Consider the following 18,828-nt stretch of genomic DNA (forward strand, 5'->3'; position numbering starts at 1 on the left):
GCGCCGGACCGTCGAGGAGGCGCTGTGAACCCGTCCCTGGGCGCTACCGACGCCATCCCTGGCGTAGGACCTCCTCTATGGCCTGTCCCCGGAGCCCCGAATCATGTTCAGCAAATTACGCCTCGACTGAGATCGGCGATCACCTCGGCGGCGGGAACCTCGCGGCAGCGGCTGGCGTTCTGCCCGGCCCACAGCGGCGAGAAGTCGCCACTCCCTTGCGCCTCGGCGGCGGCCCGCAGCGGGGCGATGGCGGCGGTGGCCAGCGGGAAGGCCGGCGCCACCTCGCTGATCGGCCCGAGCTCGCGCATCAGCCGGGTGACGATGCCCCGGGCCGGGCGGCCGCTGTAGAGGTTGGTCAGGGCCGTATGGCGAGCCGCCTCGCTCATCAGCGCCCGGCGATGGATGGCCGAGGCGCGGGATTCCGGACAGCAGAGGAAGGCGGTGCCCACCTGGACGGCCTCGGCGCCCAGCGCCAGTGCCGCCGCCACGCCCCGGGCATCGGCGATGCCGCCGGCGGCGATCACCGGCAGGTCCACCGCCTGGCGGACCTGGGGCAGCAGCGCCAGGGTCCCCATCTGGGTGGTCAGGTCCTCGGTCAGGAAGAGCCCGCGATGGCCGCCGGCCTCGAGCCCCTGGGCGATCACCGCATCGGCGCCGCGGGCCTCGAGCCAGCGCGCCTCCTCGACCGTGGTGGCCGTGGAGAGCACCGTCGCGCCCCAGGCCTTGACCCGCGCCAGCAGCTCAGGCGCCGGCAGGCCGAAGTGGAAGCTCACCACCTCCGGACGGAAGGGCTCGAGGGCGTCGCAGGCCGCATGGTCGAAGGGACGCCGCCCGGCCCCGGCCGGCACCGCCTCGATGTCGAGGCCGAACTCGGCATACCAGGGTGCCAGGGCCGCATGCCAGCGCCCCAGCCGCTCGGGGTCGGGTGCGGGCGGCGTGTGGCAGAAGAAGTTGACGTTGACCGGCCCCGAGGTCGCGGCGCGCAGGGTCTCGAGTTCCTCCGCCATGGCCTCGGGCGAGAGCATCGCGCAGGGCAGGGCCCCGAGCCCGCCGGCACGGGCAACGGCAATGGCCAGCTCACTGCCCTGGGCGCCCGCCATGGGGGCCTGGAGGATGGGAAGGTCGATCTGAAGGCGTTGCCGCAATGTCATCATGGGGTCTGGGCCTCGGGGTCGGCGGAGGGGGATCGCCCCATTTGCACATTGATCAGGGCGCCGAGCAAGACGACGAAGGCCGACAGCCAGAACCACAGCATCAACACCACCACCGCGCCAAGGGAGCCGTAGAGCTGGCCGAGGCCGCGCTGCCAGAGGGCGCGACGCTGGGTCTCGCCGTGACCACCTCAGGGCCGCTCCGCCGGGCGCAGCACCATGCGCGCATCACGGATCTCGATGTCGAAGCGGTCGAGGAAGCTCATGCCCAGCAGGGCCGCCTCGCCGGTGAGGCCTGGGCTGATCGAGCCGCGCACGTCGCGGGCCTGGTAGCCGCCCAGGCTCACCGTCTCGAGGGTAGCCAGCTCGCCGCGCACGCGACCGTTGGCAGTGTTGAACCAGGCGCTGCCGGTACTCTCGAGCCCCAGCCGCTCGGCCATCTCGGCCGGGACCGCGACATAGGTGGCGCCGGTATCGAGCAGGAACTCCACCGGCTGCCCGTTGATGCGCCCGGTGGCCACGAAGTGGCCGGCGCGGTTGCGCTCCAGCACCACCGGCTCACCCTCCCCCACCGCGACATTGGCGAGGTGGGCATTGGGGTTGCGCTGCGCCTCCAGGTAGCCGTGGAACCACCAGGCCCCGCCCCCCAGGAAGAGCACCCAGAACAGCAGCATCATGCCCAGCCCCGCACGACGTGTGGCACGCTCCTCGCTCATGACCTTCCCTCCCGGCGTCTGCCCTTTGCGAGCATCATGCCACAGGGGGATTCCGCCTCGGAGCCAGGGCGTCCTGGCGAGGGTTGCGGATATCCCAGTCACGGGCCGCCTGCTGGCCCCGGGCCTGGTCGACGAAGAGACAGACCAGGATGGCGATGGCGAAGAGCACCGCGCAGAGCAGGATCGACGCCTTGAGCCCCACCAGCGACTGCAGCAGTCCCAGGCCAATGATGCCGATCACCCCGGCGAGCTTGTTGGCCAGGCCCCAGAAGCCGAAGAACTCGGCGGCCTTGCGGCTCGGCGAGAAGAGCCCCACCAGGGCGCGGCTGGCGGACTGGCTGGAGCCCAGCGAGAGCCCCGCGAGGCAGCCCACCACCAGGAAGAGGTGCTGGGCCTCCCAGTCGAGCCCGGCACGGGCATGCAGGAAGGCGGTGACCTCCGGCGTGGCCCAGATGGCCAGTATCGCCGCCACCCAGAGCCCCAGGGTAAAGAGGTAGGTGACCCGGGTGCCGATGCGATCCTGGATGAACCCGAAGCCCAGCGCCCCGAGCGCCGCGGTGACCTGCACGATGATGAACATGATGTTGCGCACCGACGTGTCCCAGCCGATCACCTGGGCGCCGTAGATGAAGGCGAAGGCGATGATGATGTAGACGCCGGCCATGGAGAAGATCAGCGAGACCAGGAAAATGCCCAGGTCGCGGAAGCGTCGCAGCTCGTGCAGGGTCGTCGAGACCCGCGCCAGGGCGATTTCGCGGTAGGGCTTGCCGGGCGGCTGGGGCGTGCCGCGCTCCTTCACCCACAGGAAGGTGGGGATGGCGGTGACCAGGAAAAAGCCCGCCGCGAAGGGCCCCACCCAGCGGATGCGCTCGAAGTTCTCGGCCGTGGCCTCGCCCAGCGCCACCAGCGTGAAGCCCGCCGCGAAGAGCCCGCCCACGTAGCCCAGCGCCCAGCCGAAGCCGGAGATCTTGCCCAGGTCTTCGGGCGGGCCGAGGTCCGGCAGGAAGGCGGCGATGAAGGACTCGCCCATGGAGTAGGCGTAGTTGGAGACCACGATCAGCGTCAGGCCCAGCACCACGTAGCCCGGCGCCACGAAGTAGAGCATGGCGGTGGTGGCCACGGTGGCCAGGTAGCTGACGAACAGGAAGCCCTTCTTGGCGGCCTGGTAGTCCATCACCGCCCCGCACAGCGGGCCGGTCACCACCACCAGCAGGTAGCTGACCGCCAGCGCCAGGCTCCACAGGAAGTTGGCCAAGCGGTAGCCGTCGCCGCGGTCGCCGACGATCACCGTGGTGAACAGCTCGCCGAACACCACGGTGATGATCAGCAGGGTATAGGCCTGGTTGGCGAAGTCGAACATCGCCCAGCCGAGGATCTCCTTGCGCGAGGCGCGCGGTGTCATCGGCACGGCGGCGGGGATCGGGCTCATACGGGACCTTAGACGAGATCGCGGGGGATCGTCTCGTCCCAGGTGCGCGCAAAGATCCGGGTATCCCCCTCCCAGGCGTCCAGGGTGGCCCGGATGCGGAAGTTATCGGCGTCGCTGGTCAGCAGGGTGCGGGTCAGGGTGCTGACCTCCCAGTCGCCGCGCTTGAAGCTGCGCTGCCACTCCGTCCAGCCGCTGACGCTGTCGTAGCTGCCGTAGGCGTAGGCATAACGCTCGGTGACCCGAGCGGCGATCTCCAGGTCGATATCGTCGATCCGGTAGCGCCCCTCGTCGTTGATCACCTCCAGGGTGGTGCGATCCTGGGCCAGGTCGCGGATCACCTGCCAGGTCTCCTGGGTCGGCTGCAGCAGCGTCTTGGCCAGCGCCGGTGCGCCCTCGGGCTCGGCGAAGGCGGGCAGTAGGGCCTCCTCGGCGGGGCGTGGCTCGCGCCGCGGCAGCACCAGCCGGCTGGCGCCGGGCCAGAGGGTGATCCGAGCCGGCTGCGGCGCCGGCCAGGCCAGCGGCCAGTAGCTGGTGGAGAGGGCCAGGCGGATGGCGTGTCCTGCGGCGAACTGCTGGGCGATGTGCTTGAGCGGGATCCTGACCCGATAGCGTCGCCCCGGCTCCAGCGGCTCGGGATGCTCGTCGCTGTCGCGGTGGGTCAGGTTGAGCAGCCCGTAGGAGACCCGGGTGGCCTTGTCGTCCTCGGCGATATCGGAGAGGCGCAGGGCCACCATGGCCACCGGCTGGTCGGCGGAGAGCTCGAGCTCCACCAGCGGCGACCCGCAGATCTCCAGCGGCGCCTCGAGGCGTGCCGTCTGGAAGATCAGCGAGCCACCATCCTCGTCGCGCTGGTCGTGGGGGAGGTCCGGCGGCGCATTGTAGGAGCACCACTTGCCGGCATAGAGCCCCACCGAGAGGGGCGAGCGGATATCCAGAACCGCCTCGTCGTCCTCGCCCCCCTCGCCTTCCGGCACCAGGTCGTGCCCCTCGGTGAGCCGGAAGGCGTCGGCCAGGATGTTCGGTGATGGCCAGTCGGGCTCGGCGACCCAGCGCCCGGGACGCTCCTCGTAGCGCGCCGAGGGCGGCACCGACTCCTGCATCCAGACGCGCAGCATGGGCTCGTCCATGATCCCGGTATCGATGCCCTTGAGCCACTGGTCCCACCAGCGCAGCGACTCCTGCAGGAAGCCGATGGCCGGCCCCGGCACGCCCAGGTGCGGATACTTGTGGGCCCAGGGGCCGACCAGCCCCTTGCGCGGCACCGAAAGCCCCTCCAGCACCCGGAAGACGGCGTTGCAGTAGCCGTCGGCCCAGCCGCTGACGGCATAGACCGGGCACTGGATCCGCGAGTAGTCCTCGCATACCGAGCCGTGCTTCCAGTAGTCATCGCGGCGCTGGTGCTCGAGCCACTGGGCGAGCCACAGGCCGCTGCCGTCCAGGCGCTCGAGCCACATCTCGCGCCAGCGCTCGCCCACCAGGTCCGGGTCGGGCGGGCAGGCATTGCCGTCGAACATGGTCGAGGCCCAGGAGAGGTTGTCGCCCAGCAGGCAGCCGCCCATGTGGTGGATGTCGTCGGCGTAGCGGTCGTCGGTGAAGCAGATCGTGATCACGGCCTTGAGCTGGGGGGGACGCAGGGCCGCGATCTGCAGGCCGTTGAAGCCGCCCCAGGAGATGCCGATCATGCCGACGTCACCGGTGCACCAGGGCTGGGCCTCGAGCCATTCGAGGATCACCAGGCCGTCCTCGAGCTCGCTGGGCAGGTACTCGTCGGTGAGCACGCCGTCGGACTCGCCGGTGCCGCGGATGTCGACCCGCACCCCGGCATAGCCGTGCCCCGCCCAGTAGGGATGGCTCTGCATGTCGCGCTCGGCGGTGAGGTCGCGCTTGCGGTAGGGCAGGTACTCCAGTATCGCCGGCACGGGATGGATCTCGGCGTCCACCGGCCGCCAGATCCTCGCCGCCAGGCGGCTGCCATCGGGCAACGGGATCCAGGTCTCCTCCTCCATGATCCGGCGGGGAAAGTCGTTGACGATACGCATGGTCCTGCTCTCCTTGTCTCTTCAAAGTCCCTTGAAGCCTGCTCCAGGCCGGCCGTGCTCAGCCCTGGATGTCGTCGAACTCGAAGGCCAGTCGCGCCACCAGACGGTCGAAATCCGCGAGCAACTGCTCGGCCGATGCCGCACCAAGATAGACATGCGCCAGCGCAAAACTGTAGGCGTCCTGCTCGGGCAAGGAGGAGAGCCGCTGCCCTTCCTCCACCTGTACGGCAATCTGGCAACCGGGGAAGTCGACCTCGAGTGTGGCGACCTCCTCCGGCGTGGGGACTCGTGTCACCACCGCATCGGTAAAGAATACCCTGTGGAAGAACTTGGCCGCCATGGGGAAGGCCCCTTCGCGATGGGGCATGTCGGGGCGTTGGCCCAGCCCAAGGTCGATGGTCACCTGCTGGTTGCTGACCCCATCGACCTTCTCGAAGAGGTCACAATGCGACTGGGAGATGCGGGTGTTGATCTCCAGCAACCAGATGCGCCCCTGCACCTCATCCCAAAAGTACTCGATGTTGAAGGCGGCATTGTCATAGCCGATATGGGTCATGATTCTGTCAGTGAGCTCGACCATGGAGCTCTGGATATCCTCGGGCAGCCCCGACGGGTAACGGTAATGGAAGAAACTCAGCACCTGGGGATAGCGCAGCGAATCGACGATACCGTAGCTGACCACTTCGCCGTTGTAGACGTAGCCTTCCACGGTGCACTGCCAGCCGCCGATGATCTCCTCGGCCATGCAGAAGTGGCCGTCCACGGCGGCGATTTCCGGCGGCAGCTGCGCCTGCTCTAGCACCATATTGAAGGGATCGGCAATGGTGCCGATCGACTCGCGTAACTCCGTGATAGCTTGATAGAAGTCCTCTGGGGTGTCGATGCGAAAGCCCAACCGTGAGCCGGAGGACTTGATCGGCTTGACGAAGAAGGGGAAGTAGAGCCCTGCCTCGCCGATGTGCGTCATCGCCTCGTCATCGAAAGGGTCGAAAGCGGTAAAGCCCGGAATGTGGTCGGGAATCACCTCGCGCTGAACGCGACGACTCCAGTACTTGTGCTCGCACTTGAGCAGGCTCGTCAGCGACGTGCTACGAGTGCCAAAGCGTTCACAGAGCAGCGGCAACATGGTCGAGACGGGGAAATCCATGTAGCCGACGATGGCGTCGACCGAGCCCTCGAAGGCCTCGAGCTGCGCCGTGGCCTCTGCCAGCATGGCGTCGATGTCGAATTCCTCGGTATCATAGACCGCTTCCGGGGCGATCACCCCGTGGAATCGCCACTGTCCGGCACCGTGCAGCGTCTCGAGCCGCTGGCGGTTGAAGTCGTTGAGCCCCACCACGAAGATATTCTTGACCTCGGTCATCGTTCTACCCCTTATATCGCGCACCGGACCCGGCACCTTCGAGCAGCATAGTCCAGTGCGCGCGTTGAGTGCGCGCGTTGGTTGAAGGGTCAGCCGTGTCGGTCGCGCCCGATGGCGTCTTCTCCCTCGCGGCCGCGGAGCTGGTGATCGATGGCCTCGCCGCCCCGGCCGGCCAGGGCCGCCAACCGCTCGATCTGGTCGTCCAGCCGCGGCAGGGCCTCGCGGCGATAGCGGGACAGGTCGTCAATGGCCCCCATCACCTCGCCGAAGGCCTGCTCCAGGGCCTGCATGTCGAGCATCGCCGACGAGGCCCGCTGCTGGATGTCCACGCCCTGCTGGCGCAGCGCCCGCGCGGTCCCCCCGATCATCTCCGAGGTCGTGGCATTGAGCGCCTCGACGCGATCCAGCACCAGCCGCTGGTTGGCGATGGCCAAGGCGACTGTGACCGCCACGGTCAGCGCCGAGGCGGTAACATTGATGGCGCGGTCGACGCCACGCATCAGCTCGCGGTTGTTGCGGATGACCACCTCCAGCGCCAGCACGCCCTGCTGGCTCACCGCCAGCTGCTGCTGCAGGTCGACGATGCGCTGGCGCAGCGGGAACAGCAGCTCCTCCTCGAGGAAGCGCCGCTGGGGGTCGTTTTCGTCGCGGCGGACGATGGCGGCCTGCAACCGCTCGTCGATCCGCCGCCCCAGGGCGACCTGGCGCTCCAGCTGGACGAGGCTCTCGCGCAGGGACTGCTGGTCATCGCCTAGGGTGAGGTTGTCGCGATGCAGCATGTCGCGCCCCCCTTCCAGGTCGGCGATGATCGCATCCAGCGCCTGCTGAGCGGTCTCGAACTTGCGGAAGTAGCGCTGCAGGCGGCTGCCGGCCCCCGGGAGCCGGGCCAGCAGGCGATCCAGCGGGCCCGGTGACAGGCGGTGTCGGGCGGGGTCCAGCTCCTGCATCCGGCCGCGCAGGTCGCCCAGCGCCCTGGCCACCGGACCGCCCTCATCCCCGTGGTGGGCCAGCTGGCGCAGCGGGGTCTGCAGCATGGCGCTCTGGTGGGCGGCCTGCTGCTGCAGCTCCAGCCCCAGCTCATCGATGGCGCGTCGCTGGCGCGCCAGGGCCTCGGCATCGCCGCCGGCGACCAGCTCGTCGACGAAGGCATCGGCCTGGGCCGCCAACGACGGGTCGTCATCGCCACCGTCCGACGCGCTGCCGTCCAGCTGGCGGGCGATCTCCTCCACCGGTGGCAGCGACAGGCGGGAGTCGCGTTCGGGTTGCTGGGTCATGGATACCTCTCGAAGGATCGGGTCTGGGCGTGTAGAAGGGCCGACCTCAGGGCTTGCCACGCCCGTAGCGGTCGGCACGGGAGACAAAGCGGCGCAGCTCCTCCAGCGCCTGCTCGGTAGTGACCGAGGCCTGCGGGCGCCCGGTCTCGATGCGCGCCATGGACACGGCCGTGTCGTCGAGGACGGTCAGCGCCGACTCGTTGCGCGCGGCCAGCTCGCGCAGCCCCCGTTCGGTCTCCTCGAGCAGCTCCAGCCGCCGCACCAGGGCGGCACGCTCCTGCGCCCCCAGCTGCCGGCCCTCGCGACTCAGGCGGCGCCGCACGAAGTCACCGTCCACGTTCGCCACCCCGCGAGCCTGGGAGGCCATGGCGTCGAGGGTATCCACCACGGTGCGGCAGACCTCGACCACCAGCCCCCGGGCGCGGGCGAAGGCCAGCTCGCCGCTGTCGAAACGGCTCCCCAGCACGCCCAGCACATGGCGGTAACGACTGTAGACGCGGTCGGCCTGGACCGCCAGGTCGGGGCGGCGGGCGTCGACCAGCCCCTGCTTGACCCGGCACAGGGCCAGCACCAGATCGTCGGCATCCGCCGGCGGCCGTGCCGGGTCGAGCACCGCCAGGTCGGCCTCGTGGGCGTCACGCTGCTGCTGTGCTCGGCGCCGCGCGGCCTCGGCCGCCAGCGCCGCCTGCCGGCGCTTCTCACGCCGCCGCGCGAGCCAGCCGCGCAGCCGACGCTCCAGCGGCAGCGCCACCGGCACCGCCACCAGCCCCGCCAGCCAGCCCGTCAGGGTCGGCCCGAAGCCGCCCCACAGCGAGGTCAGCCACAGCAGCATGCTGATGAAGGGCACCACCAGGGCGTAGCGCAGGATGACCTGCAGGCGGCCGGGCGGCTCGACCGGCACGGCCAGGCGCGGATTGGCCAGACCCACCAGCAGCCACGGCAGGCAGGTCAGGAAGAGGCCATAGGAAAATCCCTGGAGGAATCCCAGCATGGGGCTGACCATCCTTTATCCGTCAGAGGAGAAACACGGCACTAGAGGCACAGCAAGTGACTAGAGCAGCAGGGTGAGGAGCAGGGCCACGACGCCCACCAGCAGGGCGATGCTCACCGCCACGACCACCACCCGGTCGAGCCAGCTATCGAAGCCGGCCCAGTCGAGCCGGCGCCGCTGGCGCCGACGGGTGGCACCGCGACGGGGAGCGCCGCGGCCGGTGCGGATGAGGGTCATGGTCGAAGTCCGATTTCACCATTGTTCCCTGAGCTTACGGCCTGCCGCGGCGGCTGGCCACTGCCACGGCCTCGATAGCCGCCGATGGCCCGCTTCAGCGCTTGATGCGCCGCTTGACCACGCCGGGCGGCGCCCGGCGCAGGCGCTCCTCCTCGCCCAGGGACTCGGCCTCGAAGGCATCCGCCCCCACCGGCGTCTCGCCATGGCGGCGATAGAGCTGGGTGAGCAGGGAGCGATGATCGCGCTGAAGCGTTCGGATCAGCGCGGCCGCCATCCCGTAAAGCACCAGGGAGAAGGGCAGCGCCGAGAGGACCGAGGCCGACTGCAGCCCGGTCAGGCCACCGGCAACGATCAGCGTCAGACAGATGGCGGCGATCAGCACGCCCCATATCACACGCTTGAAGAGCGGGGGATTGATGGAGCCGGCGTCGGTCATCTGCGCCACGATATAGGAAGCGGAGTCCGCGGAGGTGACCAGGAAGATGAAGATCAGCAGCATCGCCACCACCGACAGCGCCCCGGAAAAGGGCATCAGCTCGAACATCTCGAACAGCGCCACGGTGATGTTGTCCTGGGTGGCCGCGGCCAGGCCCACGTCGGCGCCAAGCTCCATGTTGATGGCGGCACCGCCGAACACGCCGATCCACAGGCAGGCCAGCAGCGGCGGCACCAGCAGTACGCCCACCACGTACTCCTTGATGGTGCGCCCGCGCGAGACCCGTGCCACGAAGGTGCCGACGAAGGGCGACCAGGCAATGGCCCAGGCCCAGTAGAACAGGGTCCACTCCTGGGCCCAGGCGTCGTTGCTGTAGGGGGTGGTGCGCAGGCTCATGCCGATGAAGTTCTGCAGGTAGTCGCCAAACCCGAGAAGAATGGTTTCCAGGATCGCCACCGTGGGGCCGGTGACCAGCACGTAGAGCATCAGGCCGATGCACAGGATCATGTTGAGATTGGAGAGACGCCGAATCCCCCGGTCCAGACCGGCCCAGGTCGAGGCCATGTAGGCCAGGAACATCACGAACAGGATGATGAACTGCCACAGGGTGTTCTCGGGCAGGCCGAAGACGGCGTTGAGCCCGCCGTTCATCTGCAGCACGCCCAGCCCCAGGGAGGTGGCCACGCCCATCACCGTGGCCACCACCGCGAAGACGTCCAGCCAGCCGATAAAGGGGCGAAACCGGGAGTCCTGTGGGGTAACCGAGGAGAGCACCGAGGAGACCAGGCCGGCCTGCCCCTTGCGGAACTGGAAGTAGGCGATGATCAGCCCCACCACCGAGAAGGCCGCCCACTGGTGGACTCCCCAGTTGAAGTAGCTGAACTGGATCGCATGGCGCGCCGACGCGATGCTCTCGGCGGGCACGTCGCCGTAGGGCGGATCGATGTAGTGGGTCATGGGCTCGGCCATGCCGTAGAACACCAGCCCCACGCCGAAGCCCGCGGCCAGCAGCATGCTGATCCAGGAAAAGAAGCCATAATCCGGCCGGCTGTCCTGAGGGCCCAGGCGAATCTTGCCGTAGCGCCCCAGGGCCAGCCATCCCAGCAGGACCACACCGCTGAACAGCGTGAACAGGTAGAACCAGCCAAAGAGGCGCGTCGTGCCATCAAGGGCGAACGCCGCGAACCCCCCAACCGCCTCCGGGAAAGCCGCCGCCGCGATAACAATGGCAAGGGTGATCCCCAGCGAGGCGATAAAGACGCGCTGTCCGCCATGACTGGCCATCGATGACTCCTTGTTCCGTGTTCTCGATCGGGCACCATGCTGTCAGAGCCTGCTTTCAGAGCCGGGAAAGCGGCCGCGAAGCCAGGACATTGACGGCCCCACCCAGCAGGCGTAGAAACTCAGCAGGCTAATTGTTTCCGGAGTGACTCACAACATGTCCCGACTCGCCGACACGCCCCTTTCCGTGCTCGACCTGGCCCCGATCCGCGAGGACGGCAGCATCGCCGACACCTTTCGCGAGAGCGTGGCGCTGGCCCGGCTCACCGAGCGGCTCGGCTTCACGCGCTACTGGCTGGCCGAGCACCACAGTATCGAGGGCATCGCCAGTGCCGCCACCGCGGTGCTGATCGGGCATATCGCCGGCGCCACCGAGCGGATCCGCGTGGGCAGCGGCGGCATCATGCTGCCCAACCACCCACCGCTGGTGGTGGCCGAGCAGTTCGGCACCCTGGAGACCCTCTATCCCGGACGCATCGACCTGGGCCTGGGCCGCGCGCCGGGCTCCGACGGCCCCACCATGGCCGCCATGCGCCGCGACCCCTATGCCGGCGTCGATGACTTCCCCCAGCGACTGGCCGAGCTCCAGGGCTATCTCGACGACGAGCGGCCGGGCCAGCGGGTGCGGGCGGTGCCCGGCCAGGGCACCCGGGTGCCGCTGTGGCTGCTCGGCTCCAGCGACTTCAGCGCCCGCCTGGCGGCTCGGGAGGGGCTGCCCTTCGCCTTCGCGGCCCAGTTCGCCCCGGCCCAGCTGTTCGAGGCGCTCAAGCTCTATCGCGACAACTTCCGGCCCTCGGCGGTGCTGGACCGGCCCCACGCCATGGTCGGCCTGCCGGTGATTGCCGCCGAGAACGACCTCCAGGCGGACTACCTGGCCTCCACGGCCCGCCGCAAGTTCCTGGGCATGATCCGCGGCCAGCGCACCAAGGCCCTGCCGCCGGTGGCAGCGCTGGACTGGTCGCCCCGGGAGCAGGCCCAGGTGGAGCAGTTCCTGGGCGCCGCGGTGATCGGCGGCCCCGAGACCGTGCGCGAGGGCCTGGAGCGCTTCCTGGAGCTGACCGGCGCCGACGAGCTGATGCTCAATACCGATGTCTACGCCGCAGAGGACCGGCTGCGAAGCTACGAGATCGTCGCCGAGATGTGGCGCTCATGACCACCGACCACGACGCGCGACCCACCCTTGGCCATCTCGTCGAGGGCTTTCGGCGCATGGCGCCGTTGTCGCTGTTCGTGATCGTCTTCGGGCTGGCCTTTGGGGTGGCGGCCCTGCAGCAGGGACTCTCCGCCGTCGAGACCCTGCTGATGAGCGGCCTGGTGTTCGCGGGGGCGGCCCAGTTCGCGACCCTGGAACTGTGGGGCGATACCATCCCGCTGCTGCCGCTGGTGGCCATCACCCTGGCGATCAATGCCCGCCACCTGCTGATGGGCGCCGCCTTCTACCCGCACCTGCGCGACCTGTCCAGCGGGCGTCGCTACGCCAGCTTGCTGCTGCTCAGCGACGCCAACTGGGCCATGGCCATGACCGCGGGGTCCACGCCGGCCCGGCTGGGCATCCTGGTCGGCGGGGGCCTGGCCCTGTGGTCCACCTGGATGATCGGTACCGGCCTCGGCGTGGCCTTCGGCAGCGGCATCAGCGAGCCCGACCGCTTCGGGCTGGATGCCATCATGGGCTGCTTCCTGCTGGCCATGCTGGTGGGCGACAAGCGCGACCTCGGCGTGCTGCTGCCCTGGGGCGCCGCGGCCCTGGCGGCCCTGGCCGCGATGGCCTGGCTGCCACCCCACGCCCACGTGATCGTGGGGGCGCTGGCGGGCGGCGTGGTGGGCCTGCTGCTGCCACCGGCAGGCAAGGAGACGGCGCCATGACCCTGACGGCCGCCAACGGCGGCGTGCTGCTGGCCATCGTGATCATGGCGCTGGTCACCTACCTGACCCGCGCCGGCGGGGTCTTCGTGATGGCCCGGGTGCCCATCGGCCCAAGAGTCGAGCGCTTCATCAACGCCATGGCCGGCTCGGTGCTGGTGGCGGTGATCACCCCCATGGCGGTGAACGGCGACGGCGGGGCCCGGATGGCCCTGGTCGCCACGGCGGCGGTGATGCTGGTGCTGCGCAAGCCGCTGCCGGCGATCGCCGCCGGGATCCTGACCGCCGCGCTGTGGCGTCTGGTCGCATCCTGAACCCGCCTGGGAACGAAGCGACTCGCGCGCTTTCCAACGGGCAGTCATTCACGGGGCGCCGGCCGGGCCGGCGCCCCCTTCAGAGACACCGGAGTCCCGCATGCCTGATCCCCATGACCCGCGCCGCGGCTCACAGCAGAATGCCGCCTGGCGCGCCGCCCAGCAGTGGCAGGCGCGCGCCCGCCAGACCCGCGCCAGCGGCCCCCTGAGCGGTATAAAGCTGCTGCTCACCTGGTTGTTGTTCGGCGCCATGATGATCGTCGCCATGGTGCTGGGGCTGTTCTTCCTGCTCATCGGCTGGGCGATGATGCCCTTCCTGCGCCATCGCATGAAGAAACAGATGGAGAAGATGCGCGCCGACCAGGCCGAGGACGTGGACGGCAGCGTCCACTATCGCGAGACCCGCTATCGCGAGGGACGCGACGCCGGCGGCCGCTACCGCGAGCAACAGGTGCTGGAAGGCGACTATGAAGTCAAGGAGGGAGAGGCCCGCAACGAGGCGCGCCACGACCCCGATCGTCGCTGACGGCTGAGCCCACGGACCGGGCCCGCCGGGAGGGCCCGCCCGGTGGGTTGCTGGTCGGACCGGATGCTTACCGGGTCAGGCGGACGCTCAATGGCGTGCCAGCGCCTCCAGGGTGGCGGCATTGGGACAGAAGCCGCACGCCTCCGGCACCGGTGCCTCGCCGAGCACCCGGGCACAGCGTGCCTTGAAGGGGCATCCGGTACAGACACGCTCGAGGTCGCGCTTCACCCCGTTGCCGACCACCAGGGGCGTCATCGCGTCGACGCCGAAGACCGCCATCATGCGGGGCAGCTGGGTACGCGTCGAGCCGCCGTCATCGCTGAACAGCGAGAGGTCGAGACGCGCCAGCCCCAGGTCGCGCAGGCGGGCTTCCCGTTCGTCCGGGTCGAGGTGCCTCCAGTCCTGCTGCTCGCGCAGGTGCCGCCAGGCGGCGGCCATGGAGTGGGCCAGGCGCCCGGCCGTGGCATGGATACCGTCGCGTAGTGTCGTCATGGGCAGGCCTCCTTCAGGGCAGTTCCCTAGACTCAGCCTAGGCCAGCCCGCCGCGTCCCACCTTGACCTGCATCAGCCAATGGAGCTGCCAGCGCCTCAGCGGACGTCGGCCGGGCGCAGCACCGCCACCGGGCAGCGCGCCTCGTGAAGCACCTCGTGGCTGACGCTGCCAGCCACCACCTGGGAAAGCCCGCTGCGCCCATGGGTGGTCATGGCCAGCATGGTGTCCTGGCAGTCTGCCAGGTAGCTGACAATGGAATCGGCCGGATCACCATGCAGCACCTCCCAGTCCAGGTCCATGGCATGCTCGGTGCGCAGGCGCCGCGCCAGGCCATGCACATAGCCGGACTCCATCACGTCGGCATGGCCGCCATCGAGGGGCACCGCCGCGGCGGCACTGGTGTCGATCACCTGCAGCAGCTGCAGGCGGGCATCCAGCCGCTTGGAGAGTGCCACCGCATGGGGCAGGATCGCCTCGGAGAGCTTCGAGCCATCCACGCAGACCATCAGCACCTCCACCCGGCGATGGGCCCCGGCATCGAAGCCGGGGCCGCACAGGAAGACCGGGCGGTGGGCACGCCGCACGACGCCGGCGGTGACGCTGCCGATCAGCATCTCCGGCACCGGGCGGCGGCCATGGGCCATCATGCACAGCCCCACCCCCTCCCGGCCGGCCAGCTGGCCCAGGTAGTCCTTGGCGCTATCGTGAACCGCCACCTCGACGGGGACATCCCCCGCCTGCTGGTCGGCCAGGCGCGACTGCAGGGCCGCGCGCCGGGCCTCGACCTGCGCCTCGCTGGCCACCACGGAGGTCACGCTCAATGGCACCGCCAGCTGCCCGGCCAGGTGCTGGCCGAGCGCCAGGGCGCGCAGCGAGGCGTCGCTCTCGTCCATCGCCACATGTATCTTGTCCATCGTCAGGCTCCTCTGGAAAGTGTTGTTCTTGAAATGTCGGTAGTGGAGGTCAGGATGACTGGCGGGCCTGCGCCCGCTCGGCCCGGCGCCCTGAGCCGGGCAGTGGTCGATGCAGCAGGACGTAGGCCAGCGCCCCGACCACCACTCCCCAGAAGGCTGAGCCCAGCCCCAGGAAACTCATGCCTGATGCCGTGGCGATGAATGTGATCACAGAGGCCTCCAGGTGGTCCTTGTGGGCGGCGAAGGCGCTAAGGTTGCTGGTGATGGCGCCGATCAGCGCCAGGCCCGCCAGCACCGCCACGAACTCGCCGGGCAGCGAGGTGAAGAGCAGCACGATGGTGCCGGCGAAGGTGCCACCGATCAGGTAGAAGACCCCGTTGGCGACCCCGGCCACATAGCGCTTGTCGGGATCCTCGTGGGCCTCCTTGCTGGTGCAGATGGCCGCCGTGATCGCCGCGATCACCGTGGTGATCCCGCCGAAGAAGGCGGTGACCAAGGAGGTCAGGCTGGTCACGGTGACGATCGGCCTGGCCGGGGTGTTGTAGCCGGCGCTGCGCATGATCGCCATGCCGGGCAGAAACTGCCCGGTCAGGCTGACCAGCACCAGCGGGATGGCCAGGCTGAGGGTGGCGTTCCAGGTCCACTCGGGACGGATGAAGGTCGGTTGGGCCAGTTGCACCGTCACCCCCTTCAAGCTGGCGCCCTCGAGGACCACGGCCAGGCCCACGCCGACCACCAGCAGCGCCACCAGGCTGTAGCGGGGCGTCAGCCGCTTGAAGACCAGGTAGGCCAGGATCATGCCCAGGGTCAGCGCCGGCACCGACTCCAGGGAGATGAAGACCCCGACCCCGAACTGGAAGAGGATGCCCGCCATCATGGCGCTGGCGATGCCCGGCGGGATCAGCTGAATGATGCGGTCGAAGGAGCCGGTGATGCCGATCACGAAGATCACCGCCGCGGCCGTGAGGTAGGCCCCCACCGCCTCGGCAAGCGACAGGCCCGGGAAGAGCGTGACCAGCAGCGCCGTCCCCGGGGCCGACCAGGCGGTGACCACGGGCACCTTCAGCCAGAGGCTGAGCGCGATCCCCGAGACGGCGGCGCCGATGGAGATCGCCCAGACCCAGGAGGTCATCATGGCGGTCGAGATCTCGGCGCTCTGGGCCGCCTGGAAGAAGATCGCCAGGGGCCCGGAGTAGGAGACCAGCACCGCCACGAAGCCGGCGGTGACTGCGGGTATTGACCAGTCCTTGTGCAGTCGCATGCTACGTCTCTCCGTCACACCTCAGGCGACGCCGAGGTGGGTGTCGAGGATGGTGGGATCCGCCTTCAGGCTCCGGGAGTCGCCGCTGTAGACCACCGCTCCCTTGACCAGCAGGAGGTGCTTCTCGGCCACCTCCAGCAGGTTGTCGATGTTCTTGTCGACGATGATGGTGGCGATGCCTGAAGCCTTGATCTCGTGGATGATCTTCCAGATCTCGTCGCGGATCAGCGGCGCCAGCCCTTCGGTGGCCTCGTCGAGGATCATCAGGTCCGGGTTGAGGGTCAGGGCCCGCCCGATGGAGAGCATCTGCTGCTCGCCCCCGGAGAGGAAGGAGCCGTCGTGGTTGATGCGCTGGCCGAGCCTCGGGAAGGTGTCCAGCACGCGCTCCAGCGTCCAGGGCGACTCGCCCCGGTCGTTGGGCCGGGCGGCCATGATCAGATGCTCGCGCACGCTGATGCCAGGGAAGATGCCGCGCCCCTCCGGCACGTAGCCGATGCCCTGGCGAATCAGCTGCCAGGGGCGTCGCTTCGCCGCCGGGATGCCCTTGATGCGCACCTCACCGCGGCGCGGTGGCACGAAGCCCAGGATCGACTTCAGCGTGGTGGTCTTGCCCATGCCGTTGCGGCCCAGCAGGCTGAGGGTCTCGCCGGGCATCAGGGTGAGGTCGACGCCGTGCAGGATATGGCTCTCGCCATAGTAGGTATGCAGCCCGCGGGCATCGACCAGCGGGGTGATCTGTTGCTGTGCCGTCATGCCGAAGCCTCCTCGTGGTGGCGCCCGAGATAGACGTCACGCACCTTCTCGCTGGCGCGGATCTGCTCGGTGGGTCCGCTCTCCAGCACGCAGCCGTCCACCATCACGGTGATGCGGTCGGCCAGCCGGAAGACGCTGTCCATGTCGTGCTCGATCAGCACCAGGGTGTAGCGGTCGGTGAGGCTCTCGAGCAGTTCCGTGACCTGCACGGTCTCATCGCGGCCCATGCCGGCCATGGGTTCGTCGAGCAGCATCAGGCTGGGCGCCGTGGCCAGCACCATGGCGATCTGCAGCTGACGCTGCTCGCCGTAGCTCATGTCGGCGGCCGGGGTATAGGCGCGGTGGACCAGATGGCAGGTCTCGAGTACCTCGAGGGCGCGCTCACTGACCGCCCTGGCCCGCTGGCGGGAACGCCAGCTGCCGAACACGCCGCCCATGTGGATGCGGGCGGCCAGCTCGCAGTTCTGCAGGCAGTTAAGGCGCGGGAAGATATTGGTCTTCTGGTGGCTGCGGCCGATGCCCATGCGAGCGATCTGGCGCACGCTCTTGCCCTGGATGGGCTTGCCGTGAAAGAGCACCTGGCCCTCCGAGGGCGGGATCTCCCCCGACAGCAGGTTGATCAGGGTGCTCTTGCCGGCGCCGTTGGGCCCGAGGATGGCGTGGATCTCGCCCGGCCTGACGTCGAAGTCGACGCCGTTGACCGCCACCAGGCCGCCGAAGCGACGGGTCAGCCCGTGGGTGGCCAGAATCGGTTCATCACTCATGGCTTATCCCTCCTCGTGCCGCTTCCTCGACGACCGGGGGCTTCTTGCGGGCCCAGGGTGGCGCGATGATCAGCCCGGCGATGCCCCGCGGCAGCACCAGCACGGCGGCGATGATGGTCAGGCCCATCAGGATCGGCCAGTGCATGGTCAGGTGCTCGTAGACGTAGAGCAGAATCTCGTAGGCGAAGGCGCCGAGGATCGGGCCGAAGATGGTACCCATGCCGCCGAGGATCAACATCATCAGCACCTCGCCGGAGGTGTGCCAGCCGAGCTGGGCCGGGTTGGCGAAGCCATACTGCATGGCGGCCAGCATGCCGGCGATGGCGGCCAGCACCCCACTGATGACGAAGGCGACCAGCTTGTAGCCGCCGGTGGCATAGCCGAGCGCCTGCATGCGGTGCTCGTTGTCATGGATGCCGTCGAGCACCTGGCCGAAGTAGGAGCGGGTCAGCCAGCGCAGGAACAGGAAGCCCACGACCAGCATCCCCAGGCAAAAGTAGAAGAAGGTGTGGGGATCGCTCATGTCCAGCAGGGCCGTCCCCCCGACCGTGACGTCGGGACGGAACATGATGAAGACCCCGTCCGTGCCGCCGGCGAACGGCGCGGTACTAATCAGGTAGAAGAGCATCTGACCGAAGGCCAGGGTGGTCATGATAAAGAAGATGCCCTTGGTGCGGATCACCAGGAGGCCCACAACCAGGGCGGCGACAGCCGACACCAGCATCACCAGCGGCAGCATCCACCACAGCGAGGCGGCATCGAAGTCGGGGCTCGCGAGTGCCAGGGTATAGGCGCCGAGGCCGAAGAACAGCGCGTGGCCCAGGCTGGCCAGGCCGACGATGCCCACCAGCAGATCCAGGCTCATGGCGAAGAGCGCCAGGATCACCATCAGGGTCAGCTTCTCGAGGATGAAGTCGGACTGACTGCCGAACAGCGCCGGCCCCCAGAGCGGGTAGATCGCGACGATGGCCAGCAGGACCAGCATGATGACGGCGACGCGCTTGGGATATCTATGCAACATGTCTC

19 protein-coding genes and 1 pseudogene are annotated in these 18,828 nt (G+C 68.9%); 4 read left to right on the forward strand and 16 right to left on the reverse strand.

Going from position 1 to position 18,828, the window contains the following annotated elements:
• Positions 1-107: 107 nt before the first annotated feature.
• The 10 genes and pseudogenes from OP497_RS12125 to OP497_RS12170 all read right to left on the reverse strand — a co-directional run bounded on the left by OP497_RS12125 (position 108) and on the right by OP497_RS12170 (position 10,920).
• The gene (locus tag OP497_RS12125; protein ID WP_280548732.1) at positions 108-1,154 is read right to left on the reverse strand and encodes a nitronate monooxygenase; all 1,047 of its coding nucleotides are present in this window, start codon (positions 1,152-1,154) and stop codon (positions 108-110) included.
• Positions 1,155-1,186: 32 nt separating this feature from the next.
• Positions 1,187-1,291: pseudogene (locus OP497_RS12130) on the reverse strand (YhjD/YihY/BrkB family envelope integrity protein); the annotation flags it as partial.
• Positions 1,292-1,342: 51 nt separating this feature from the next.
• On the reverse strand, positions 1,343-1,867 hold the full coding sequence (locus OP497_RS12135; RefSeq protein ID WP_280548734.1) for a TIGR02281 family clan AA aspartic protease: 525 nt from the start codon (positions 1,865-1,867) through the stop codon (positions 1,343-1,345).
• A gap of 34 nt (positions 1,868-1,901) precedes the next feature.
• Positions 1,902-3,296, reverse strand: coding sequence for an MFS transporter (locus tag OP497_RS12140; RefSeq protein WP_280548736.1), 1,395 nt, complete (start codon positions 3,294-3,296; stop codon positions 1,902-1,904).
• Positions 3,297-3,304: 8 nt separating this feature from the next.
• The gene (locus tag OP497_RS12145; RefSeq protein WP_280548738.1) at positions 3,305-5,335 is read right to left on the reverse strand and encodes a CocE/NonD family hydrolase; all 2,031 of its coding nucleotides are present in this window, start codon (positions 5,333-5,335) and stop codon (positions 3,305-3,307) included.
• Between the two features lie 58 nt (positions 5,336-5,393).
• Entirely contained in the window at positions 5,394-6,698 is a 1,305-nt protein-coding gene (locus OP497_RS12150) for an ATP-grasp domain-containing protein (protein ID WP_280548740.1), read from the reverse strand.
• An 89-nt stretch (positions 6,699-6,787) separates the two neighbouring features.
• The gene (locus OP497_RS12155; protein WP_280548742.1) at positions 6,788-7,972 is read right to left on the reverse strand and encodes a toxic anion resistance protein; all 1,185 of its coding nucleotides are present in this window, start codon (positions 7,970-7,972) and stop codon (positions 6,788-6,790) included.
• A 46-nt stretch (positions 7,973-8,018) separates the two neighbouring features.
• Entirely contained in the window at positions 8,019-8,963 is a 945-nt protein-coding gene (locus OP497_RS12160) for a cobyrinic acid a,c-diamide synthase (protein ID WP_280548744.1), read from the reverse strand.
• A gap of 60 nt (positions 8,964-9,023) precedes the next feature.
• On the reverse strand, positions 9,024-9,200 hold the full coding sequence (locus OP497_RS12165) for a hypothetical protein (RefSeq protein WP_280548746.1): 177 nt from the start codon (positions 9,198-9,200) through the stop codon (positions 9,024-9,026).
• Positions 9,201-9,294: 94 nt separating this feature from the next.
• On the reverse strand, positions 9,295-10,920 hold the full coding sequence (locus OP497_RS12170; RefSeq protein ID WP_280548748.1) for a BCCT family transporter: 1,626 nt from the start codon (positions 10,918-10,920) through the stop codon (positions 9,295-9,297).
• Between the two features lie 154 nt (positions 10,921-11,074).
• Here OP497_RS12170 and OP497_RS12175 point away from each other — a divergent pair, with 154 nt between their 5' ends.
• From OP497_RS12175 to OP497_RS12190, 4 genes are all read left to right on the forward strand, one after another.
• The gene (locus OP497_RS12175) at positions 11,075-12,070 is read left to right on the forward strand and encodes an LLM class flavin-dependent oxidoreductase (protein WP_280548750.1); all 996 of its coding nucleotides are present in this window, start codon (positions 11,075-11,077) and stop codon (positions 12,068-12,070) included.
• A complete protein-coding gene (locus OP497_RS12180) occupies positions 12,067-12,780 on the forward strand; it encodes an AzlC family ABC transporter permease (protein ID WP_280548752.1) in 714 nt (237 codons plus the stop codon). Before OP497_RS12175 ends, OP497_RS12180 begins: the two co-directional genes overlap by 4 nt.
• A complete protein-coding gene (locus OP497_RS12185; protein ID WP_280548754.1) occupies positions 12,777-13,091 on the forward strand; it encodes an AzlD domain-containing protein in 315 nt (104 codons plus the stop codon). Before OP497_RS12180 ends, OP497_RS12185 begins: the two co-directional genes overlap by 4 nt.
• A gap of 100 nt (positions 13,092-13,191) precedes the next feature.
• Positions 13,192-13,617: a hypothetical protein gene (locus tag OP497_RS12190; protein ID WP_280548756.1), complete on the forward strand. Its 426-nt coding sequence runs from the start codon at positions 13,192-13,194 to the stop codon at positions 13,615-13,617.
• 87 nt (positions 13,618-13,704) lie between these two features.
• Here the strand turns inward: OP497_RS12190 and OP497_RS12195 are convergent, their stop codons facing one another.
• The 6 genes from OP497_RS12195 to OP497_RS12220 all read right to left on the reverse strand — a co-directional run bounded on the left by OP497_RS12195 (position 13,705) and on the right by OP497_RS12220 (position 18,823).
• Positions 13,705-14,109, reverse strand: coding sequence for a DUF6455 family protein (locus tag OP497_RS12195; protein ID WP_280548758.1), 405 nt, complete (start codon positions 14,107-14,109; stop codon positions 13,705-13,707).
• 96 nt (positions 14,110-14,205) lie between these two features.
• Positions 14,206-15,024: a universal stress protein gene (locus tag OP497_RS12200; RefSeq protein WP_280548760.1), complete on the reverse strand. Its 819-nt coding sequence runs from the start codon at positions 15,022-15,024 to the stop codon at positions 14,206-14,208.
• Between the two features lie 49 nt (positions 15,025-15,073).
• Positions 15,074-16,285: a benzoate/H(+) symporter BenE family transporter gene (locus OP497_RS12205; RefSeq protein ID WP_280548762.1), complete on the reverse strand. Its 1,212-nt coding sequence runs from the start codon at positions 16,283-16,285 to the stop codon at positions 15,074-15,076.
• 21 nt (positions 16,286-16,306) lie between these two features.
• A complete protein-coding gene (locus tag OP497_RS12210; protein ID WP_280548764.1) occupies positions 16,307-17,038 on the reverse strand; it encodes an ABC transporter ATP-binding protein in 732 nt (243 codons plus the stop codon).
• Positions 17,035-17,802: an ABC transporter ATP-binding protein gene (locus OP497_RS12215; protein ID WP_280548766.1), complete on the reverse strand. Its 768-nt coding sequence runs from the start codon at positions 17,800-17,802 to the stop codon at positions 17,035-17,037. The genes OP497_RS12210 and OP497_RS12215 overlap by 4 nt, the downstream gene beginning before the upstream one ends.
• Positions 17,795-18,823, reverse strand: a complete 1,029-nt coding sequence (locus tag OP497_RS12220) for a branched-chain amino acid ABC transporter permease (protein ID WP_280548768.1) — start codon at positions 18,821-18,823, stop codon at positions 17,795-17,797. Before OP497_RS12220 ends, OP497_RS12215 begins: the two co-directional genes overlap by 8 nt.
• Positions 18,824-18,828 lie beyond the last annotated feature (5 nt).

The organism is Halomonas sp. 11-S5 (assembly GCF_029889825.1).
Classification (GTDB): domain Bacteria; phylum Pseudomonadota; class Gammaproteobacteria; order Pseudomonadales; family Halomonadaceae; genus Halomonas.

What these genes read in the sequence shown, in the direction of transcription:
- OP497_RS12175 (WP_280548750.1), top strand. Translation starts at nt 11,075, where the DNA reads ATGTCCCGACTCGCCGACACGCCCCTTTCCGTGCTCGACCTGGCCCCG.
- OP497_RS12150 (WP_280548740.1), bottom strand. Translation starts at nt 6,698, where the DNA reads ATGACCGAGGTCAAGAATATCTTCGTGGTGGGGCTCAACGACTTCAAC.
- OP497_RS12205 (WP_280548762.1), bottom strand. Translation starts at nt 16,285, where the DNA reads ATGCGACTGCACAAGGACTGGTCAATACCCGCAGTCACCGCCGGCTTC.
- OP497_RS12145 (WP_280548738.1), bottom strand. Translation starts at nt 5,335, where the DNA reads ATGCGTATCGTCAACGACTTTCCCCGCCGGATCATGGAGGAGGAGACC.
- OP497_RS12160 (WP_280548744.1), bottom strand. Translation starts at nt 8,963, where the DNA reads ATGCTGGGATTCCTCCAGGGATTTTCCTATGGCCTCTTCCTGACCTGC.
- OP497_RS12215 (WP_280548766.1), bottom strand. Translation starts at nt 17,802, where the DNA reads ATGAGTGATGAACCGATTCTGGCCACCCACGGGCTGACCCGTCGCTTC.
- OP497_RS12140 (WP_280548736.1), bottom strand. Translation starts at nt 3,296, where the DNA reads ATGAGCCCGATCCCCGCCGCCGTGCCGATGACACCGCGCGCCTCGCGC.
- OP497_RS12185 (WP_280548754.1), top strand. Translation starts at nt 12,777, where the DNA reads ATGACCCTGACGGCCGCCAACGGCGGCGTGCTGCTGGCCATCGTGATC.
- OP497_RS12195 (WP_280548758.1), bottom strand. Translation starts at nt 14,109, where the DNA reads ATGACGACACTACGCGACGGTATCCATGCCACGGCCGGGCGCCTGGCC.
- OP497_RS12135 (WP_280548734.1), bottom strand. Translation starts at nt 1,867, where the DNA reads ATGAGCGAGGAGCGTGCCACACGTCGTGCGGGGCTGGGCATGATGCTG.
- OP497_RS12125 (WP_280548732.1), bottom strand. Translation starts at nt 1,154, where the DNA reads ATGATGACATTGCGGCAACGCCTTCAGATCGACCTTCCCATCCTCCAG.
- OP497_RS12190 (WP_280548756.1), top strand. Translation starts at nt 13,192, where the DNA reads ATGCCTGATCCCCATGACCCGCGCCGCGGCTCACAGCAGAATGCCGCC.
- OP497_RS12220 (WP_280548768.1), bottom strand. Translation starts at nt 18,823, where the DNA reads ATGTTGCATAGATATCCCAAGCGCGTCGCCGTCATCATGCTGGTCCTG.
- OP497_RS12200 (WP_280548760.1), bottom strand. Translation starts at nt 15,024, where the DNA reads ATGGACAAGATACATGTGGCGATGGACGAGAGCGACGCCTCGCTGCGC.
- OP497_RS12165 (WP_280548746.1), bottom strand. Translation starts at nt 9,200, where the DNA reads ATGACCCTCATCCGCACCGGCCGCGGCGCTCCCCGTCGCGGTGCCACC.
- OP497_RS12180 (WP_280548752.1), top strand. Translation starts at nt 12,067, where the DNA reads ATGACCACCGACCACGACGCGCGACCCACCCTTGGCCATCTCGTCGAG.
- OP497_RS12210 (WP_280548764.1), bottom strand. Translation starts at nt 17,038, where the DNA reads ATGACGGCACAGCAACAGATCACCCCGCTGGTCGATGCCCGCGGGCTG.
- OP497_RS12155 (WP_280548742.1), bottom strand. Translation starts at nt 7,972, where the DNA reads ATGACCCAGCAACCCGAACGCGACTCCCGCCTGTCGCTGCCACCGGTG.
- OP497_RS12170 (WP_280548748.1), bottom strand. Translation starts at nt 10,920, where the DNA reads ATGGCCAGTCATGGCGGACAGCGCGTCTTTATCGCCTCGCTGGGGATC.